The 16,706-nt window shown below is 42.3% G+C and carries 21 protein-coding genes; 14 read left to right on the forward strand and 7 right to left on the reverse strand.

Features of this window, described 5'->3' with window-relative positions; translation table 11 throughout:
• Positions 1–28: 28 nt before the first annotated feature.
• Together AAGR14_RS01200 and AAGR14_RS01205 are read left to right on the forward strand one after the other, a co-directional pair.
• Positions 29–592, forward strand: a complete 564-nt coding sequence (locus AAGR14_RS01200; RefSeq protein WP_342646766.1) for a hypothetical protein — start codon at positions 29–31, stop codon at positions 590–592.
• A 145-nt stretch (positions 593–737) separates the two neighbouring features.
• Complete coding sequence (locus tag AAGR14_RS01205) at positions 738–1,376, forward strand: hypothetical protein (protein ID WP_342646767.1); 639 nt, start codon at positions 738–740, stop codon at positions 1,374–1,376.
• A 24-nt stretch (positions 1,377–1,400) separates the two neighbouring features.
• On the opposite strand, the gene surE is transcribed toward AAGR14_RS01205, so the two are convergent.
• On the reverse strand, positions 1,401–2,168 hold the full coding sequence (gene surE, locus AAGR14_RS01210; protein ID WP_342646768.1) for a 5'/3'-nucleotidase SurE: 768 nt from the start codon (positions 2,166–2,168) through the stop codon (positions 1,401–1,403).
• Positions 2,169–2,378: 210 nt separating this feature from the next.
• On the opposite strand from surE, the gene AAGR14_RS01215 reads away from it, so the two are divergent.
• The 5 genes from AAGR14_RS01215 to ruvC all read left to right on the forward strand — a co-directional run bounded on the left by AAGR14_RS01215 (position 2,379) and on the right by ruvC (position 6,316).
• Positions 2,379–3,176, forward strand: coding sequence for a glycosyltransferase family 2 protein (locus AAGR14_RS01215; protein ID WP_342646769.1), 798 nt, complete (start codon positions 2,379–2,381; stop codon positions 3,174–3,176).
• 114 nt (positions 3,177–3,290) lie between these two features.
• Positions 3,291–3,698, forward strand: a complete 408-nt coding sequence (locus AAGR14_RS01220) for a response regulator transcription factor (RefSeq protein WP_342646770.1) — start codon at positions 3,291–3,293, stop codon at positions 3,696–3,698.
• A gap of 4 nt (positions 3,699–3,702) precedes the next feature.
• Positions 3,703–4,908, forward strand: coding sequence for a sugar transferase (locus AAGR14_RS01225; RefSeq protein ID WP_342646771.1), 1,206 nt, complete (start codon positions 3,703–3,705; stop codon positions 4,906–4,908).
• A 133-nt stretch (positions 4,909–5,041) separates the two neighbouring features.
• Positions 5,042–5,677: a leucyl/phenylalanyl-tRNA--protein transferase gene (gene aat, locus AAGR14_RS01230; RefSeq protein ID WP_342646772.1), complete on the forward strand. Its 636-nt coding sequence runs from the start codon at positions 5,042–5,044 to the stop codon at positions 5,675–5,677.
• 84 nt (positions 5,678–5,761) lie between these two features.
• Positions 5,762–6,316 carry a crossover junction endodeoxyribonuclease RuvC gene (gene ruvC / locus AAGR14_RS01235; RefSeq protein ID WP_342648720.1) on the forward strand — a complete coding sequence of 185 codons (555 nt, stop codon included), beginning with the start codon at positions 5,762–5,764 and terminating at the stop codon, positions 6,314–6,316.
• Between the two features lie 147 nt (positions 6,317–6,463).
• Here ruvC and AAGR14_RS01240 read toward each other — a convergent pair whose 3' ends face one another.
• The 6 genes from AAGR14_RS01240 to rsmA form a co-directional block, all read right to left on the reverse strand.
• Positions 6,464–7,147 (reverse strand): hypothetical protein, encoded by a 684-nt coding sequence (locus AAGR14_RS01240; RefSeq protein WP_342646773.1) that lies wholly within the window; start codon positions 7,145–7,147, stop codon positions 6,464–6,466.
• 258 nt (positions 7,148–7,405) lie between these two features.
• Positions 7,406–7,807 carry an HIT family protein gene (locus AAGR14_RS01245; RefSeq protein ID WP_342646774.1) on the reverse strand — a complete coding sequence of 134 codons (402 nt, stop codon included), beginning with the start codon at positions 7,805–7,807 and terminating at the stop codon, positions 7,406–7,408.
• Positions 7,808–7,904: 97 nt separating this feature from the next.
• Positions 7,905–8,378, reverse strand: coding sequence for a transcription elongation factor GreA (gene greA, locus AAGR14_RS01250; RefSeq protein ID WP_342646775.1), 474 nt, complete (start codon positions 8,376–8,378; stop codon positions 7,905–7,907).
• A 162-nt stretch (positions 8,379–8,540) separates the two neighbouring features.
• Entirely contained in the window at positions 8,541–9,479 is a 939-nt protein-coding gene (locus tag AAGR14_RS01255) for an NAD(P)-dependent oxidoreductase (RefSeq protein ID WP_342646776.1), read from the reverse strand.
• Between the two features lie 27 nt (positions 9,480–9,506).
• Positions 9,507–9,773 carry a hypothetical protein gene (locus AAGR14_RS01260; protein WP_342646777.1) on the reverse strand — a complete coding sequence of 89 codons (267 nt, stop codon included), beginning with the start codon at positions 9,771–9,773 and terminating at the stop codon, positions 9,507–9,509.
• Between the two features lie 63 nt (positions 9,774–9,836).
• Positions 9,837–10,616 (reverse strand): 16S rRNA (adenine(1518)-N(6)/adenine(1519)-N(6))-dimethyltransferase RsmA, encoded by a 780-nt coding sequence (gene rsmA, locus AAGR14_RS01265; RefSeq protein WP_342646778.1) that lies wholly within the window; start codon positions 10,614–10,616, stop codon positions 9,837–9,839.
• 185 nt (positions 10,617–10,801) lie between these two features.
• Between rsmA and pdxA the strand changes: the two genes are divergently transcribed.
• The 7 genes from pdxA (at position 10,802) to accC (ending at position 16,666) form a co-directional block, all read left to right on the forward strand.
• The gene (gene pdxA / locus AAGR14_RS01270) at positions 10,802–11,857 is read left to right on the forward strand and encodes a 4-hydroxythreonine-4-phosphate dehydrogenase PdxA (protein ID WP_342646779.1); all 1,056 of its coding nucleotides are present in this window, start codon (positions 10,802–10,804) and stop codon (positions 11,855–11,857) included.
• 142 nt (positions 11,858–11,999) lie between these two features.
• On the forward strand, positions 12,000–12,521 hold the full coding sequence (locus tag AAGR14_RS01275) for a DUF177 domain-containing protein (protein ID WP_342646780.1): 522 nt from the start codon (positions 12,000–12,002) through the stop codon (positions 12,519–12,521).
• 17 nt (positions 12,522–12,538) lie between these two features.
• Positions 12,539–12,730: a 50S ribosomal protein L32 gene (gene rpmF / locus AAGR14_RS01280; RefSeq protein WP_342646781.1), complete on the forward strand. Its 192-nt coding sequence runs from the start codon at positions 12,539–12,541 to the stop codon at positions 12,728–12,730.
• A 16-nt stretch (positions 12,731–12,746) separates the two neighbouring features.
• Entirely contained in the window at positions 12,747–13,685 is a 939-nt protein-coding gene (plsX, locus tag AAGR14_RS01285) for a phosphate acyltransferase PlsX (protein WP_342646782.1), read from the forward strand.
• 11 nt (positions 13,686–13,696) lie between these two features.
• The gene (locus AAGR14_RS01290) at positions 13,697–14,686 is read left to right on the forward strand and encodes a beta-ketoacyl-ACP synthase III (RefSeq protein WP_342646783.1); all 990 of its coding nucleotides are present in this window, start codon (positions 13,697–13,699) and stop codon (positions 14,684–14,686) included.
• A gap of 72 nt (positions 14,687–14,758) precedes the next feature.
• Positions 14,759–15,232, forward strand: a complete 474-nt coding sequence (gene accB / locus AAGR14_RS01295; RefSeq protein ID WP_342646784.1) for an acetyl-CoA carboxylase biotin carboxyl carrier protein — start codon at positions 14,759–14,761, stop codon at positions 15,230–15,232.
• 93 nt (positions 15,233–15,325) lie between these two features.
• Entirely contained in the window at positions 15,326–16,666 is a 1,341-nt protein-coding gene (accC, locus tag AAGR14_RS01300; protein WP_342646785.1) for an acetyl-CoA carboxylase biotin carboxylase subunit, read from the forward strand.
• Positions 16,667–16,706 lie beyond the last annotated feature (40 nt).

The following is a 16,706-nucleotide window of genomic DNA, read 5'->3' on the forward strand; positions in this document are numbered from 1 at the left end:
ACTATTTAAAAAAGGTTATTTAAAGAGTATGAAAAAAATAGTTTCGTTTATAATATTAGTTTTATCTGTTTATACGTCGGTTGCTCAAAAAATGGTGCCGCAAATTAAAAATGGTACTGTACTTAGTTATACCGCTTATGCCCGTGCCTTTGGGCAGTCGTTACCTGCTGTACTTACCATTACAGACTTAAATGCACCCCTAAAGATTAAATGGATGATTAGCGGATTAGGAACAGGCACGTTCGAAATATCTGCCAAAGCCGTACAGAGCGGCAATAAAATGGCGCTTCGTGAGCCCGGTTTTAACGAAGTAACCAAACTAAAAGATAACGAAACCCTGGCGTTCCTCTCTAAAGACACATTTAATAACCTTAAAGATAAAAAGAACTTTGAACTGAATGGCTTAACATTTAAGGTAGAGGAAAGTGCACCTGCTTACCAGTTGGATGGTAAAGAAGTTGACACTTTTTATGCCGTAAGCGAAAAAGGGAAAGCCAAAATTTGGGTACTTAATAATCCTGATTTCCCGCTCATCTGCAAAATTGAAGGCACAGCGCAGGGTATAGACCTGTCTTTAAATAGTATACAGTAAACGCTGAGATATAATTGCTGATTGGTACAAACAACTTACAGTTGTTTACGTTAAAATGGTTTTGCCGAAGTAATATTGCTGTACCCCGACATTTATAAACCGCTACGTTAAAATCCGGCAAGCTATTGAGTAACTCGCAGCTGTTATGATGATTCAATCGCCATTAAGTACCTTTCAGTATATTGTTGATCTGTTAAAAACATCCCGTACTTATTATTTGGTACTGGTTAATCATAATGGAGATTATGCTTACATCAACGACTATTTTTTAGACAAATACGCCGGTTTTTATAAAGATCAGGCATCCAGACCTGCATCAGCTGCCCTGCATCCTGATGACCATGATTTAGCTTATCAAACCAGTTTACTTTGCCTGGCTAATCCCGAACAAAGTTTCCATGTAACGCTACGCAAGCTAAATGGCAAAGGTGGTTACATTATCACTCAATGGGATTTTAAAGCTAATTTGTTGGCAGATGGGAGTATAGAAGGTATTGTTGGGGTAGGCTACGACATCACCGATTTTGAATCGAGGCAAGATCATATCAAATTCTTAACTACAACCCTGCGCGATGTAGCCTACAAGCAATCACATTTACTGCGACGACCGTTAGCTAATATCGTTGGATTGATAGACATCCTTGACGCCAGCCCAATGGATGATGCCGGCAAACTCATCATCCAGATGTTAAAACAAAGCTGTGCTGAACTAAACCAGGAATTTAACAGCTTTTTAATTAAAGACGGTAGCCATGTGGTGGATGGTTATCAAAAAGTTGAATAGAGCTGTACCTGTTTTTTGGTTTAATTAAAACTTCCAGTTATTTAGCGCTGCAATGGCATGGTGTGCCGTCATGTCAAACTGAACCGGGACTACGGATACATAGTTGTTATCCAATGCCCATACATCCGTATCCTCGCCCTGGTCGTTTAACTGAAAAAGGCCGGTAAGCCAGTAGTAAGGGCGTTGGTACGGGTCAAGCCGCTCGTCAAACTCCTCAGCCCATTTGCCTTGCGCCTGCCTGCAAATTTTTATGCCTTTTAACGCATCACCTTTAGGGAAATTAACATTAAGCAAGGTGCCTGCGGGCAAGCCCTGATTTAAAACTTGTGTGGCAATTTTTTTTACATACGGAATACATGGTGCAAAATCAGCCTGCTGGGTATAATCGTCGAGCGAAAAGCCGATAGACGGTATGCTTTCGATAGCACCTTCTACCGCTGCCGACATGGTGCCGGAATATAATACGTTAATAGAATTGTTTAAGCCATGATTAATGCCCGATACGCATAAATCAGGTTTTTGGCCTTTAAATACACGGTTCACGGCTAATTTTACACAATCAACCGGTGTACCCGAGCATTTATACATTTCTACGTCTTTATATAAGTCAACCGCATCCAAACGCAGTGGCTTACCAATAGTAATGGCATGCCCCATGCCCGATTGGGGGCTATCCGGTGCTACTACTACTACACGGCCTAATTGCTGCATTGCTTCAATCAGCGCTTTAATACCAGGCGCAGTAATGCCATCATCGTTTACCACCAAAATGGTAGGTTGCTGCTTTTTCATAGGCTGCAAAAGTAGGCATTATTTGCTAATGCTTAGGTAAGATGTATGGCTTCATCAATGCGCTTGCAATCAAAAAATAAAAAGTTAGAACTTATTTTAAATCTTACGTATAAGGTATAAAACAGGTGAAACGTAGGTTCTTATGTTCGTGTTACCTGTTGCTAATTAATACTATTGATAATACAGCGTAACAAAACATCCATACGTTATATGAGACCCATTTCTATACCTGCTTATATAGGTAACTATTACTATGAAAAGCAAGATCCTCAGCAGGTGAAAAAGTCCTACCAAAAGTTATACAAAGGCAACCCCGATGTATCTATTGTAATGCCTGCTTATAATGAAGAGGCTACCATTGTGCAAACACTAGCCTCATTATGCAGTAACGAAACTCAATGGGCGGTTGAAATTATTGTGGTCAACAATAACTCTAAGGATGCTACCGAGGCTCTGGTGAAAGCTTGCGGAGTAACTTGCATACTTGAAACTACACAAGGCATTACGCCCGCACGTAATGCAGGTTTAGCACAGGCTAAAGGTAAATATATTTTGAACGCTGATGCTGATACTATCTATCCCAAACACTGGATTGAGGAAATGACTAAACCACTGGCCGCCGAGGACCGCAATGTGGCTATTACCTACGGCCGTTTTTCTTTTATTCCGGTAGGCAAAACGGGTAGATTCACTTACTTTTTTTATGAGTATCTGTCTGATTTTACCCGGTTGTACAACAAATACTTTAAAAATGAGGCGGTAAATGTGTATGGGTTTAATTCGGGTTTTAGGCGTGCCGAAGGTTTGCAGGTAGACGGATTTAATCATCCGCCGGGTACTAACGAAGACGGCTTTCTGGCGCTTAAACTAAAAAATAAAAACTTCGGTAATATGCACCGGGTAGATAATCCGCTGGCCATAGTGTGGACTACCGACAGACGCATACAAATAGACGGCGGATTATGGAAAGGTACGGTTAAGCGCTTTAAACGGGTGTTTATTTCATAGCTCTTGTTAATAATCAGAACCTTTTAAACAAAAAAGACGTAACAGGACACTATGCTACCCACCCCTAATAGTCGATTAAACACAAACAAAAATAAAAATATTCAAGCCAATACTATGGGATTTTCAAACTCAGGGCGAAGTAAAATACTGATTATTGAAGACGATAATTATATGCAACTCATTATGAAAAGGTTTTTAGGCAAAGCCTACGAAATTGAGATCTGCCCGTCGGCCCTTGAAGCACTTACTTTTTTGCAGAACGGAAATATTCCGGATCTGGTCATATCAGATTTAAATACCCCTAATTTGAGCGGCTTAGACTTTGTGCAGCAAATTAGCAGCAGTGACTTTTTTAAGTCGATACCAGTAATCATCGTATCGGGCGAAGATAGCTCAGAAGTACGCATCCGTTGTTTAAACCGCGGCGCCGATGACTTTGTCGTCAAACCATTTAACCCTGCCGAATTGGAAGCCCGTATCCGGGCCATACTGCGCAGAATTGGTAAACCAGTAGCTGTATAATACTATGAATCCTGTTTCTACTAACCGTGGAATTATTGCACTGGTGTGTTTTAGTGATGAGCTGACCATATCTATCAATGAATGTAATTTTCAGGACAAACAACTGATGCATTTTAAAAACGGCATGCAGTTGTTTTCGGCCTGGCAAAACAATAACTTAAACATTGTTGCCATTATTTCACAGGATGAAGTGTTGGCGTCATCTGGCGTTACCTTGCTCGATACCTTAAAAAAGAACCAGATGCCTGATGTGCCGTTCTTTTTAATTGTAAACCATTTTAATGACAACCTGCGTAATTTGGCGCTGAGTGCCGGTGTAGCTGATGCATTCTGTTTGCCGGCAAATATCGAAAATATCGAGTCGCGCGTAAACTTTCTCACTGAGCATTGGCGGTCTATCCGTCAGTCGGTAGGTAAGCGCACACAGGCCTTATATAAGGTACCATCGGGCAAGCGGGTGTTTGATATGTTTTTTTCGGGCATGGCCTTGTTAATGTTATCGCCGCTGTTTCTTATCATCTATTTGCTGATTAAACTGGAATCTAAAGGTCCTGCTTTTTATTACTCTTTACGTGTGGGTACCGGTTACCAGGTGTTTAAATTTTATAAGTTCAGATCGATGTATGTAAATGCCGATCAGCGTTTAAAAGATCTGAAACACTTAAACCAATACGATACGGATGCCGCGGCTAAAAAAGCGCCCGAAGAAAAACAGGTAATTGAAAATACCTCACGTTTGTGTGCCGATTGTACATCGGCCGGTAAATGCCAGTTTCCTATTTATGCTGATGACGTGCACTGGTGCGAACGCGAATACATGGATACTAAAAAGTCGAGTGGAGGATCGGCCTTCTTTAAAATTAAAAACGACCCACGTATTACCCGTATCGGTAATTTCATCCGTAATACCAGTATTGATGAATTGCCGCAATTATGGAATGTGTTTATTGGCGACATGAGCATTGTAGGTAACCGTCCGCTGCCATTATATGAGGCCGAAAAACTAACCACCGATAAATATGCATTGCGCTTTCATGCACCAGCCGGCATTACAGGCTTGTGGCAAGTAGAAAAGCGTGGTAAAGGAGATATGAGCGAAGAAGAACGCCTGATGTTAGATAATGTATATGCCGAAAATCATAGCCTGGTAAATGATGTAAGGCTGATATTAAAAACCATCCCAGCGTTATTGCAAAAAGAAAGTGTTTAACACTGTTTACTTATTATAGCTTACTAAGTAACCTGATGCCATCCGTTTAACGGATGGCATTGCTATTTTAAGTATTGTGGGGTAATAGTGTACCATTGTGGATTGCAAACACGAATACCTGTATCTTTGCGCCATGATTTTTAGACTGGATAACCGGCTGGTTTTTCCAAATCCAGAACTGGCTGAATCTGATGGATTGCTGGCTGTAGGAGGAAATTTATCTGTTGAGCGTTTGCTTTTAGCCTACCAGCACGGCATCTTCCCCTGGTATAGCGATGATACGCCCATCCTGTGGTACTCACCGCATGAGCGTTTTGTTCTTTATCCCAGCCAGATTAAAATCAGTAAAAGCATGAAACAGGTATTGCGCTCCGGCCGGTTCAGTATTACTAAAAATCAGGCTTTTGAGCAGGTTATCAACGCTTGCTCACAGATGCCGCGCGAAGGACAAGACGGTACCTGGATTACCGAGGATATGCTGCAGGCTTATATACAGTTACACCAGGCGGGCTATGCGCACTCTTACGAAGTTTGGCAACAGACTGAATTGGTGGGCGGATTGTACGGCGTACATGCTGGCCATGTATTTTGCGGCGAAAGCATGTTTAGCCGGGTAAGTAATGCTTCTAAAGCAGCGTTGGTTTTTTTATGCCAGCATGAGCAATATAGGTTGATTGACTGCCAGATGCATACCGAACACTTAGAAAGCATGGGCGCGCAGTTTATTGACCGGGCCGATTATTTGGATATATTACAAAGCGGTGCTTAAGTAAAGCCTATCTTTGCATTTGTGAAACTGCAACAGCCGATTAAGGAACGTATTATATTAGGTATTGACCCCGGAACTGCCGTAATGGGCTACGGGGTTGTTAAAGAAACAGGTTCTAAACTGGAGCTGTTGAGCCTTGGCATAGTTAAAATACCCGGAGGTGCTGATGATCATATGCTGAAACTGCAGCGCATCTTTGAAAAAACCATTGCACTAATTGATGGCTATAACCCTGACACTTTAGCTATCGAAGCTCCTTTTTATGGTAAAAACATACAGGTAATGCTAAAGCTGGGCCGGGCACAGGGAACAGCTATTGCCGCGGCGCTATCCCGCAATATTCCGGTTAATGAGTATTCGCCGCGTAAGATAAAACAGGCTATTACCGGCAACGGTAACGCTACCAAAGAGCAAGTGGCTGCCATGCTGCAACAATTGCTCAGCTTTAAAGAAACTCCCGAATTTTTAGATGCTACTGATGGATTGGCCGTGGCCGTTTGTCATAGCTTTCAGAAAATAACCACCGGCCGCGGCAGCAAAATCAGCTACTCAGGCTGGGAATCGTTTGTGAAAGAAAATAACAAGAGGGTAGTAGGAGTGGGGAAGAGTCAAGAGTTAAGAATCAAAAGCCAAGATTGAGCTTCGGCTGCTCGGCTCGTTTTCAAGTCGAGAACGTAAAATCGACTATGTTGAAGTAAAACTCATTGCTAATACTATTCATGTGTGGTATCTCAGCTTGAAAGTTTACAAGAAATCCTGTTTTGCTGATACCATAATTGTTAAATGTTACCAGAGCTTCCACCAAGGTTTTTTGAGAGCTTTCGTTGCAGTGTTTATTGTATTGCGATTGTGGACCAATGGTAAATCTTTCGTCCATAATTTATAAGTTTGGCCAGTTACGTTGTCGTCATTATCGATGGGGTATGGCAACTGCACTTTATTCATAAAGTCTATAAGCTGCCAATCGCAGTTAGTATATTCGTCATCTTCATATGCTTTGTACTCCTCTTCAGCATCCCAACGAACGAGGTAACTCTTGATGGTTTCTTTCTCAAGACTTGGTATGTATTTTACGAGGATATCTACATCACCTTTCCAGGTATTTTGCTCCTCCATGCTAATGTCACTATCCCAGTAATCCGGTATAGGGCAGAATTGATCCTTAATTTCTCCTGAAACGAATAATACGTACATCCAAAAATCACCATCATGTATATGAAAGGATAGAACTGTGGTATTCAAATCATTTGAAAGATAACACGAACACTCGTCCCAATTCAGGAAACCGTAAGGGTACAGTACTGAGGTGTTACCATTACATTCTTTGATGACACAAAAATTAGGATGATCACTTACGGCTTCTTCATTTATAAGATCACCACCCTGACTTTTTAAGTATCTAGATAAACTTACCTGAACATCAGAAGCCGATCTGTTGATTATACCGGAAAGCGATAGGAACATCCCCATAAACCACTAATTTAGTTGCCAAAATAATTGAAAGTTCACTACAAAAAAGCTAAAATAGCTGCTTCACTATTGAAAAAATCTCTATTTACAAATCAAGTAGGATCAAGAACAGTCTTGCCATGTTCCATAGCTGTGCCAACCTGCATCGCAGCCATCATACCCCAGATTGGTTCCGGTGTGGAACACATATCATCCTTCGATAGCCCTGAATCGCAAACTTTTGACTTCAGTTGTTTAATGTATTGGCTCTAATAAAAGCTATTCTTCCCTCAATGCTTCTTTTATCTTTTCAGCAGTAGCTTCAAATTGCTCGGGGGTAAATGTTAATTTGGGGCGCGAAAAGTTTAAGTCGCCCACTTCGTTCATCGGGATGAGGTGAATGTGGGTATGCGGTACTTCCAGACCAATAACGGCTACGCCAATTTTTTTACAGGGAATAACCTGTTTCATGGCGGTAGCAACAATTTTGGCAAACATCTGTAAGCCGGTATACAGCTCATCATCCAAATCAAACAGATAATCTACTTCTTGTTTGGGTATGACTAATACATGTCCTTCGGCCAAAGGATTAACATCCAAAAATGCCAGAAAGTCAATGCTTTCGGCTACTTTATACGCCGGGATTTCGCCAGCTACTATTTTAGAAAAAATGCTTGACATAGGTAGGGGAGCTTGTTATCAGGTGTATTAAGTTTCTAAGTCGCTAAAAGTTTTTAATATCGATCTAATAACTCAATAACCTATGAATGAAAGTCAACTATCGGCTAATTTCTAAAACTTCAAACTCCATTTTACCGGCAGGTACCATAATCTCGGTTTTGTCGCCTACTTTTTTACCTAACAAACCTTTAGCAATAGGTGAGCTTACCGAAATTTTACCGGCTTTCAGATCGGCTTCACTTTCAGATACCAATTGATAGGTCATGGTAGCACCGTTTTTGGTGTTTTTTATTTTTACTTTAGATAAAGCCAGGACCTTCGACGTATCCATTTTAGATTCGTCCAGGATGCGGGCATTCGATAAAGTTTCCTCGAGCTTGGCAATCTTGGTTTCGTGTAAGCCTTGCGCCTCTTTTGCGGCATCATATTCAGCATTTTCCGAAAGGTCGCCTTTGTCGCGCGCTTCGGCAATCGCTTTAGCTATTTGGGCACGTCCTGAAGTTTTTAATTGTTGTAATTCTTCTTTTAATCTTTCTAAACCCTCTTTGGTATAGTATGCAACCTCTGCCATAAACACACAATTTTAAATAGATATTTGATTCGTTGGCTATCAAAAAAAACCGCCCTTCTTGTGTTTGTAAGAAGGACGCGACAGCTATAAAAAACAAACAAGACTATGTAAGCCATTAAGCTTGCATAGTCTTGCTGTTGTATAAAAACGAAGATAGGATATTTAAGTTTGAATATCCAAATTTTTTATTTTGGCGGCCATTACCTCGCTGATCTTGCGGTACGACTCAAAGGTCCAACCCGCCACATGCGGGCTTAAAATTACTTTACCGCTGTTTCTCAATTCTTCAAACCAGAGCTGCTGTGCAAGGGCAGGAAACTTTTCAGTTTCCAGTACATCCAGTCCGGCACCCAATATTTTACCTTGCCTGATGCCGTTTAGCACGGCCTGCGTTTGGGCCACCTGGCCGCGTGAGGTATTCAATAAAAATATAGGTTTTTTAAAATGAAACAAGTACTCGTCATTAACCAGTCCTTTGGTTTCGGGGGTGAGCGGTATATGGAGGCTTAGCACGTCGCTGTGTTTTACTATTTCTTCCATACTTACCTCGCGGGCATAATTGTCGCTAAAGCCGGTTTTGTATTTATCGTAAGCTATCACATTTACCTCAAAGCCCTTAAGCTTGCGGGCAAAGCTTTGCCCCATGTGTCCGTATCCAACAATGCCCACCGTCCGGCCTTTCAGTTCATATCCGCGGTTAGCCTCGCGCAGCCATGAGCCATCACGAATTTCGGCGTCGCCACGGTTCAGGTTATTCATGAGCGATAGCAGTAGGCCTATGGCATGTTCGCCAACGGCATCCATGTTTCCTTCAGGTGCATTAATCAGGATGATACCTTTCTTTATGGCGTACGCTTCATCAATATTGTCCATACCCGCACCGGCCCGGGCAATAAAGCGCAGGCTGGCAGCCGCATCAATAATCTCGGCCGTTACCTGGAATTTAGACCGTATTACCAACCCCTCGTATTGCGGCAGGATGGCCAGGGCTTCCTCCAATTTCATGGTAGGTTGGTAATCGCAGGTATAACCCAAAGCTTCTACTTGTTCGATGAAGATAGGATGCAGGTCGTCAACAATGAGAATGTTATTATGAAACATAGCGATGAGTATGAAACAATTTAATGATTAATCTACAAGAGCTGAAAAGATTACAAAAATTAAAACCGCAGCATTTAATGTAATACCAATTTTATGCACTTTAGTTGGGTTGAAGAATTTTTTGTCTGCCATATAAAGCAGTAGGCCGATAGGCAAAGCCAGGCTTTCAATACCAAAAGGTATTGGCGGTGTGTGGCTATCCCCCCTAAACCCAGTGATTATTCCGGTAATTATGGATGATGCAAAACAAGCGATGTAGAATATGTAATACAATGATTCTCTTAGGCTCATCATGTAGAAGCATTGAGGCTTTAGGCTTAGAATAGGGTAAAAAGTAACTTTAATACTATGTTTAAACTACCTGTTTTCAGTGATCTTATTGGTCAACGTAACAAAATCATTTACTGTCAAACGCTCGGCCCGCAAATCGAGCATGGGCTCATCTGTCATAGCTTCTTTATTAATTAAAGCCGATAGGGCATTGCGCAGGGTTTTGCGGCGCTGGTTAAAGCCAGCTTTTACCACTTGCCAAAACAGTTTTTCGTCGCAGGCAAGTTGCTGCACTTCGTTACGTGTTAGCCTGATTACCGCCGACAATACTTTGGGCGGCGGGTTAAATACGCCTGCCCTTACGGTAAACAAGTATTCTACCTTATAGTAGGCCTGCAAAAACACACTTAAAATGCCATACTCTTTACTGCCTGCTTTAGCGGTGCAGCGTTCGGCCACTTCTTTCTGAAACATGCCAACCACCTCAACCACCTGTTGGCGGCTGTCTAGTACTTTGAATAATATTTGCGATGATATATTGTACGGGAAGTTACCGATAATGGCAAACGGGCCGCTAAATACGTTGCCGAAATCCATCTCCAAAAAGTCGGCATTAATTAAACGCTCGGCCAGTTGCGGGTATTTTTTTTGTAAGAACAGGTACGACTCGGTGTCAATGTCAATGAGGTAAGTCTGATAATCTGTTTTTTGCAGTAAAAAATCAGAAAGTATCCCCATGCCGGGGCCAACCTCCAACACCTGGGTGTACCGATTAGCCGGACGAAGGCTATCTACAATCTTGGCCGCAATATTTTTATCGGTTAAAAAATGCTGGCCCAAATGCTTTTTGGCTCTGACTAACGACATCTCTTCTGCACAAATTTTTGCAAATTAAGTGATATTTGCGCAGGCATAGTAAACATTATTGCCGAAAATGGTTTATTTGCAAATCGCAAACTAATTAGTGTTTATTAATATTGAAGGTTTAGCATTACTATTAAAGGCAATACTTGCCGCATGGTTGATAAAGCCACGTAAAGTAGATTGATATTATGAGTGAAAAGATGAAAATAGGGATCAGTGTAGGTGATGTTAACGGCATCGGGTTTGAGGTTATTATTAAAACGCTGGCCGACAACAGGATATTTGATTATTGCACACCCATTGTTTATGGCCATACCAAAGTGGCTTCTTTTCACCGCCGCACATTGCAAGTGCATGATTTAAACTTTAACGTGATTGACAGTGCTGCCAGTGCACATCACAAAAAAGCAAACATGATTAACTGCTGGGAAGAGGATGTAAAACTGGAACTGGGATTGGCTAACGAAACCGGCGGCAAATACGCTTTCCTATCCCTGCAGCGTGCAACCGACGATTTGATAGCCGGGCAAATTGATGCTTTAGTAACAGCACCGATTAACAAAGATAACATCCAGAATGAGCAGTTTGTCTTTCCGGGCCATACCGAGTATTTGCAGCAACGTGATAACTCACCAGAAGTTTTGATGTTTTTGGTAAGCGATACTTTGCGCGTAGGCGTAGTAACCGGTCATATCCCGGTATCGCAGATTGCACAGTCTATCACTGCCGAAAAAATACTGGCCAAATTGCGTTTAATGGATGCCAGCCTGAAACAGGATTTTTGGATACGTAAACCTAAAATTGCCGTTTTGGGCCTTAATCCCCATGCAGGAGATAACGGGCTGATTGGCAACGAGGAAAAAGATATCATTATCCCGGCATTAGAAGAAGCCCGTGCCAACGATATACTGGCGTTTGGCCCTTACCCCGCCGACGGCTTTTTTGCCAACGGAAGTTATATGCAGTTTGATGCCGTGCTGGCCATGTACCACGATCAGGGCTTAATTCCGTTTAAGCAAATTTCGTTCGAATCGGGCGTTAACTACACTGCAGGTTTAAGCTTTGTGCGTACCTCGCCCGATCATGGCACGGCATATGACATTGCGGGTAAAAACAAAGCATCTGAAACATCATTCCGTGAGGCGCTTTTTCAGGCTATTCATATTGTAAAGTACCGTCGCGAAACAGCTGCGTTAAACGAAAATCCATTGCCGTTTAGCAAGCTGAGCCGCGACCGCGATTAGAACTTCTCTGTTTATTGACATAAGGAGTGTTTGAGTGCTGATATGCTGTATAATGCAGTGTAAATACGGCGCTTTTCTAATTTGAAAAAACACTTTCTCGTTACATATATTTTTTCTACATTTGCGGGCTAATTATCGCTCATTGAAATCATTAAAAACATATTCGATACCTTTTACTGGTCTTAAGCTCGGCAAGCACGAGTTTGATTACGTAGTGGATAACGAGTTTTTTAAAGAATTCGATTATTCGCTGGTTAAAAAAGCAAATCTGCAATGTAAAGTGGAGTTGGATAAGCAAGAAACAATGCTGATTCTGAATTTTCACATTCACGGCACAATTGATCTGGCTTGCGACCGTTGTTTATCAGAATATCCGCAACCGGTAGATATTCATGAGCAACAGGTGGCCAAGTTTAGCGAGGAAGAGATTGATGAGGATGAAGAGATCATTACCCTGACCAAAAATGATACAGAAATCAATATTGCAGGGTTAATGTATGAGTATATAAATGTTGCCGTTCCGTTTATTGCCAATTGCGGCAGCGAGGGGGATACGCCATATTGTGATAAAGATATGCTCGATCGTTTAGATAAACTATCGGGCGGTGATGAACAAGAAAAAAGTGATGACCCACGATGGGACGCACTTAAAAAGTTAAAATGATATAATATTTAGAAGTTATGCCAAATCCAAAACGTAAGTTCTCCAAATCGAGAACGGCTAAACGCAGAACGCATTATAAAGCTGAAGCGCCATCTTTAACTACTTGCGCTACAACAGGTGCTGTACATTTGCCACACCGCGCATACACTGTTGATGGTAACCTTTACTACAACGGTAAAGTTCTTATCGAGAAAGCAGCTACAGTTTAAGACCTGATTTTCTGCAATGAAGATAGGCTTAGACATTATGGGCGGCGATTATGCTCCAAAAGCTGCGGTTTTAGGAGCGGTCGAAGCTTATAAAGCTTTACCCGAACAGCAAAAGCTGGTGCTGGTAGGCGACAAAGAAATTGCTGTAAGTATTCTTCAGGAAAACGGGTTCAATCCAGATCATTTTGAGTATGTACATACTACCGAAGTGATTGGTATGGGTGAGCACCCCACTAAAGCCATCACACAAAAGCCCGACTCAAGCATTGCACAGGGGTTTAAGCTGTTAAAAGAAGGTCATATTCAGGCTTTCTCATCAGCCGGAAACACTGGGGCTATGCTGGTAGGTGCTATGTTCAGCGTTAAAACTATTCCGGGTGTTATACGTCCGGCTATGACAGCTATTGTACCCAAACTGAAAGGCGGTTTGGGTATTTTGTTGGATGTAGGTGCCAATGCTGACTGTAAGCCCGAAACGCTATTGCAGTTTGGTGTGTTGGGCAGTCTTTTTGGCCAGCATGTTTATAACTTAGATAATCCAAAAGTTGCGCTGATGAATATTGGCGAAGAGGAAGAAAAAGGAAACATGCTTTGCCAGGCTACTTACCCGTTGATGAAAGATACTGCCCGGTTTAACTTTGTGGGCAATGTAGAAGGCCGCGACCTGTTCGGTGACGCTGCTGACGTTTTTGTTTGCGATGGTTTTACCGGTAATGTTATTGTTAAAATGGCCGAGTCATACTATGTTATTGCCCGCAAAAAAGGTATCAATGATGAGTTTTTTGATCGCTTTAATTATGAGCAGTACGGAGGTAGTCCAATCCTGGGTGTTAACGCCCCAGTGGTAGTTGGCCACGGCATATCCAGTCCCGAAGCTATCAAAAACATGGTATTGCTGTCGCGCAATATGGTGGAGAGCAACCTTGTTGAAAAGATTAAACAGGCTTTTGTTTAAATATTTAATAAATGCATAAACTACAGGCTGCAATTACCGCTGTTCATGGCTATGCACCCGACTACATACTCACCAATCACGAGCTGGAAGCCTTGGTTGATACCAACGACGAATGGATAACCACTCGTACCGGTATTAAAGAACGCCGTATACTTAAAGGCGAAGGTACTGCCACTTCAGATTTAGCTGTACCTGCTGTAAACGGACTGCTTAAAAAACGCGGTATCAGCGCCGAAGAAATAGACCTTATCATTTTTTGTACTACCACGCCCGATATGCCTTTTCCGGCTACGGCAAATATTTTGGCCGACAAAATAGGTGCAAAAAATGCATGGGGATATGATTTACAGGCAGCCTGCTCGGGTTTTGTATTTGGTTTAGCTACCGGGGCCGCTTTTATTGAAAGTGGTAAGCACAAAAAGGTATTGGTAGTTGGCGGCGATAAAATGTCGTCGATTATTGATTATCAGGACCGTGCTACCTGCATTATATTTGGCGATGGTTGCGGTGCAGCCTTATTAGAACCCAATACCGAAGGCTACGGCGTAGTTGACTCTGTTTTAAAAAGCGATGGCTCGGGCCGGGAGTTTTTAAACATGAAGGCTGGCGGCTCATTAAGGCCGGCAACCCACGAGACCGTTTCGGGGCGTGAGCACTATGCTTTCCAGGAAGGTAAAACCGTATTTAAATTTGCTGTAACCAACATGGCCAACGTAGCGGCCGAAATTATGGAACGCAACAACCTGGTAGCTGATGATGTAGCATGGCTGGTTCCGCACCAGGCTAACAAGCGCATTATTGATGCTACGGCTAGCCGTATGGGCATCAGCGACGAAAAGGTAGTCATCAACATTGAGCGTTACGGCAATACCACCAATGGTACCATACCGCTTTGCCTTTGGGAATGGGAGAGCAAATTTAAGAAAGGCGATAACATTGTACTGGCAGCCTTTGGCGGCGGTTTCACCTGGGGATCCCTTTACTTAAAATGGGCCTACTAAATTTGGAACTATTTTTATTTAATTTGTTATAACTTAGGTTTTTAAATTATCGAGAAACCACTACACCTAAATATGGATATAAAACAAATTCAGGATCTTATCCGCTTCGTTTCAAAATCTGGCGTAAACGAAGTATCCATTGAACAGAACGAATTTAAGATTACGATAAAAACCAATCAGGCACCTACCGTAGTTAATGCAACTTTGCCGGTAGCACAACCTGTATCGGCAATGCCGGCAGCTGCGGCTGTAACTGTACCTGCTTCAGCGCAAGCCGAGGCACCTGTAGCAGATGATACATCAAAATACATTACCATTAAATCGCCGATGATTGGTACTTTCTATCGCTCATCTACTCCTGATAAACCTTCGTTTGTAAACGTGGGCGACGAAATTTCGAATGGTAGCGTGCTGTGTATTATCGAAGCCATGAAACTGTTTAACGAGATTGAATCTGAAGTTTCTGGCCGGGTGGTAAAAGTTCTCGTAGATAATTCTTCGCCGGTTGAGTACGACCAGCCTTTGTTTTTAGTTGAACCGATGTAAAATTGCTTAAGGCGTTATAAGGTAAATGTGCAGATGCTGTAAAAACATCTGCACATTTGCATATCAGCGCATTTTGCACATTTAAGATAGCTCATGTTTAAAAAAATATTAATTGCTAACCGTGGTGAAATTGCCTTGCGTATTATTCGTACCTGTAAGGAAATGGGCATTAAAACGGTAGCCGTTTACTCAACTGCCGACCGCGACAGTTTGCACGTTCGTTTTGCCGACGAGGCTGTTTGTATTGGCCCGCCTGCCAGCCGTGATTCTTATTTAAATATCCCGAACATCATTTCTGCAGCCGAAGTAACCAATGCTGATGCTATACATCCGGGCTATGGTTTCTTGTCTGAAAACGCAAAGTTTTCGGCCATTTGTGCTGAGTACGGCATTAAGTTTATTGGTGCCACTGCCGACCAGATTAATGATATGGGCGACAAAGCTGCTGCCAAAGCAACCATGAAAAAAGCCGGTGTGCCGACTATTCCTGGTTCTGAGGGCTTGCTGAGCGACGTAAAAGAAGGTATACAAGTAGCCAACAAAATTGGTTATCCTATTATATTGAAGGCAACTGCCGGTGGTGGTGGCCGCGGTATGCGTATTGTTTGGAACGACCTTGATTTTGAACCAGCCTGGGATTCGGCACGTGCTGAAGCCGGTGCGGCCTTCGGTAATGATGGTATTTATCTTGAAAAATACGTAGAAGATCCTCGTCATATCGAAATACAGGTGGTAGGAGATCAATACGGCAGAGTATGCCATTTATCTGAACGAGATTGCTCTATACAGCGTCGTCACCAAAAGCTGGTCGAAGAGTCGCCTTCGCCATTCATGACTGAGAAGTTACGCCGTAAAATGGGCGAAGCTGCAGTTAAAGGCGCTAAAGCGGTAAGGTATGAAGGCGCAGGTACTATTGAGTTTTTGGTAGACAAGCACCATAATTTCTACTTTATGGAAATGAATACCCGTATACAGGTAGAGCATCCAGTTACCGAAGAGGTAATTAACGTAGACTTAATTAAAGAACAGATTAAGGTAGCGGCAGGTACGCCAATATCAGGCAAAAATTACGAGCCTACAATGCATGCCATCGAATGCCGTATCAACGCTGAGGATCCGTTCAATAATTTCCGTCCTTCGCCGGGTAAAATTACCAACTTCCATTCGCCGGGCGGCCATGGGGTAAGGGTAGATACACACGTATACAGTGGTTATGTAATTCCGCCAAATTACGACTCAATGATTGCCAAGCTGATTTGTGTAGCGCAAACCCGCGAGGAAGCGTTAAACACCATGGAACGGGCTTTAAGCGAGTTTGTGATTGAAGGTATCAAAACTACCATTCCTTTCCACCTTCAGCTGTTAAAAGATCCTAACTTTAGAGCAGGTAATTTTACCACTAAATTTATGGAGACTTTTGAGATAGCCGAGTAAGTACAACTTACAGGAGAAAAATTATATCAATACCATTCTT

Origin of the sequence: Mucilaginibacter sp. CSA2-8R (assembly GCF_038806765.1) — a bacterium.
Lineage (GTDB): Bacteria > Bacteroidota > Bacteroidia > Sphingobacteriales > Sphingobacteriaceae > Mucilaginibacter.

What these genes read in the sequence shown, in the direction of transcription:
- rsmA (WP_342646778.1), bottom strand. Translation starts at nt 10,616, where the DNA reads ATGTCGTTAGTCAGAGCCAAAAAGCATTTGGGCCAGCATTTTTTAACC.
- AAGR14_RS01290 (WP_342646783.1), top strand. Translation starts at nt 13,697, where the DNA reads ATGCATAAACTACAGGCTGCAATTACCGCTGTTCATGGCTATGCACCC.
- AAGR14_RS01215 (WP_342646769.1), top strand. Translation starts at nt 2,379, where the DNA reads ATGAGACCCATTTCTATACCTGCTTATATAGGTAACTATTACTATGAA.
- AAGR14_RS01205 (WP_342646767.1), top strand. Translation starts at nt 738, where the DNA reads ATGATGATTCAATCGCCATTAAGTACCTTTCAGTATATTGTTGATCTG.
- AAGR14_RS01260 (WP_342646777.1), bottom strand. Translation starts at nt 9,773, where the DNA reads ATGATGAGCCTAAGAGAATCATTGTATTACATATTCTACATCGCTTGT.
- AAGR14_RS01225 (WP_342646771.1), top strand. Translation starts at nt 3,703, where the DNA reads ATGAATCCTGTTTCTACTAACCGTGGAATTATTGCACTGGTGTGTTTT.
- AAGR14_RS01245 (WP_342646774.1), bottom strand. Translation starts at nt 7,807, where the DNA reads ATGTCAAGCATTTTTTCTAAAATAGTAGCTGGCGAAATCCCGGCGTAT.
- accB (WP_342646784.1), top strand. Translation starts at nt 14,759, where the DNA reads ATGGATATAAAACAAATTCAGGATCTTATCCGCTTCGTTTCAAAATCT.
- AAGR14_RS01240 (WP_342646773.1), bottom strand. Translation starts at nt 7,147, where the DNA reads ATGGGGATGTTCCTATCGCTTTCCGGTATAATCAACAGATCGGCTTCT.
- greA (WP_342646775.1), bottom strand. Translation starts at nt 8,378, where the DNA reads ATGGCAGAGGTTGCATACTATACCAAAGAGGGTTTAGAAAGATTAAAA.
- ruvC (WP_342648720.1), top strand. Translation starts at nt 5,762, where the DNA reads ATGGGCTACGGGGTTGTTAAAGAAACAGGTTCTAAACTGGAGCTGTTG.
- AAGR14_RS01200 (WP_342646766.1), top strand. Translation starts at nt 29, where the DNA reads ATGAAAAAAATAGTTTCGTTTATAATATTAGTTTTATCTGTTTATACG.
- AAGR14_RS01220 (WP_342646770.1), top strand. Translation starts at nt 3,291, where the DNA reads ATGGGATTTTCAAACTCAGGGCGAAGTAAAATACTGATTATTGAAGAC.
- pdxA (WP_342646779.1), top strand. Translation starts at nt 10,802, where the DNA reads ATGAGTGAAAAGATGAAAATAGGGATCAGTGTAGGTGATGTTAACGGC.
- plsX (WP_342646782.1), top strand. Translation starts at nt 12,747, where the DNA reads ATGAAGATAGGCTTAGACATTATGGGCGGCGATTATGCTCCAAAAGCT.
- rpmF (WP_342646781.1), top strand. Translation starts at nt 12,539, where the DNA reads ATGCCAAATCCAAAACGTAAGTTCTCCAAATCGAGAACGGCTAAACGC.
- accC (WP_342646785.1), top strand. Translation starts at nt 15,326, where the DNA reads ATGTTTAAAAAAATATTAATTGCTAACCGTGGTGAAATTGCCTTGCGT.
- surE (WP_342646768.1), bottom strand. Translation starts at nt 2,168, where the DNA reads ATGAAAAAGCAGCAACCTACCATTTTGGTGGTAAACGATGATGGCATT.
- aat (WP_342646772.1), top strand. Translation starts at nt 5,042, where the DNA reads ATGATTTTTAGACTGGATAACCGGCTGGTTTTTCCAAATCCAGAACTG.
- AAGR14_RS01255 (WP_342646776.1), bottom strand. Translation starts at nt 9,479, where the DNA reads ATGTTTCATAATAACATTCTCATTGTTGACGACCTGCATCCTATCTTC.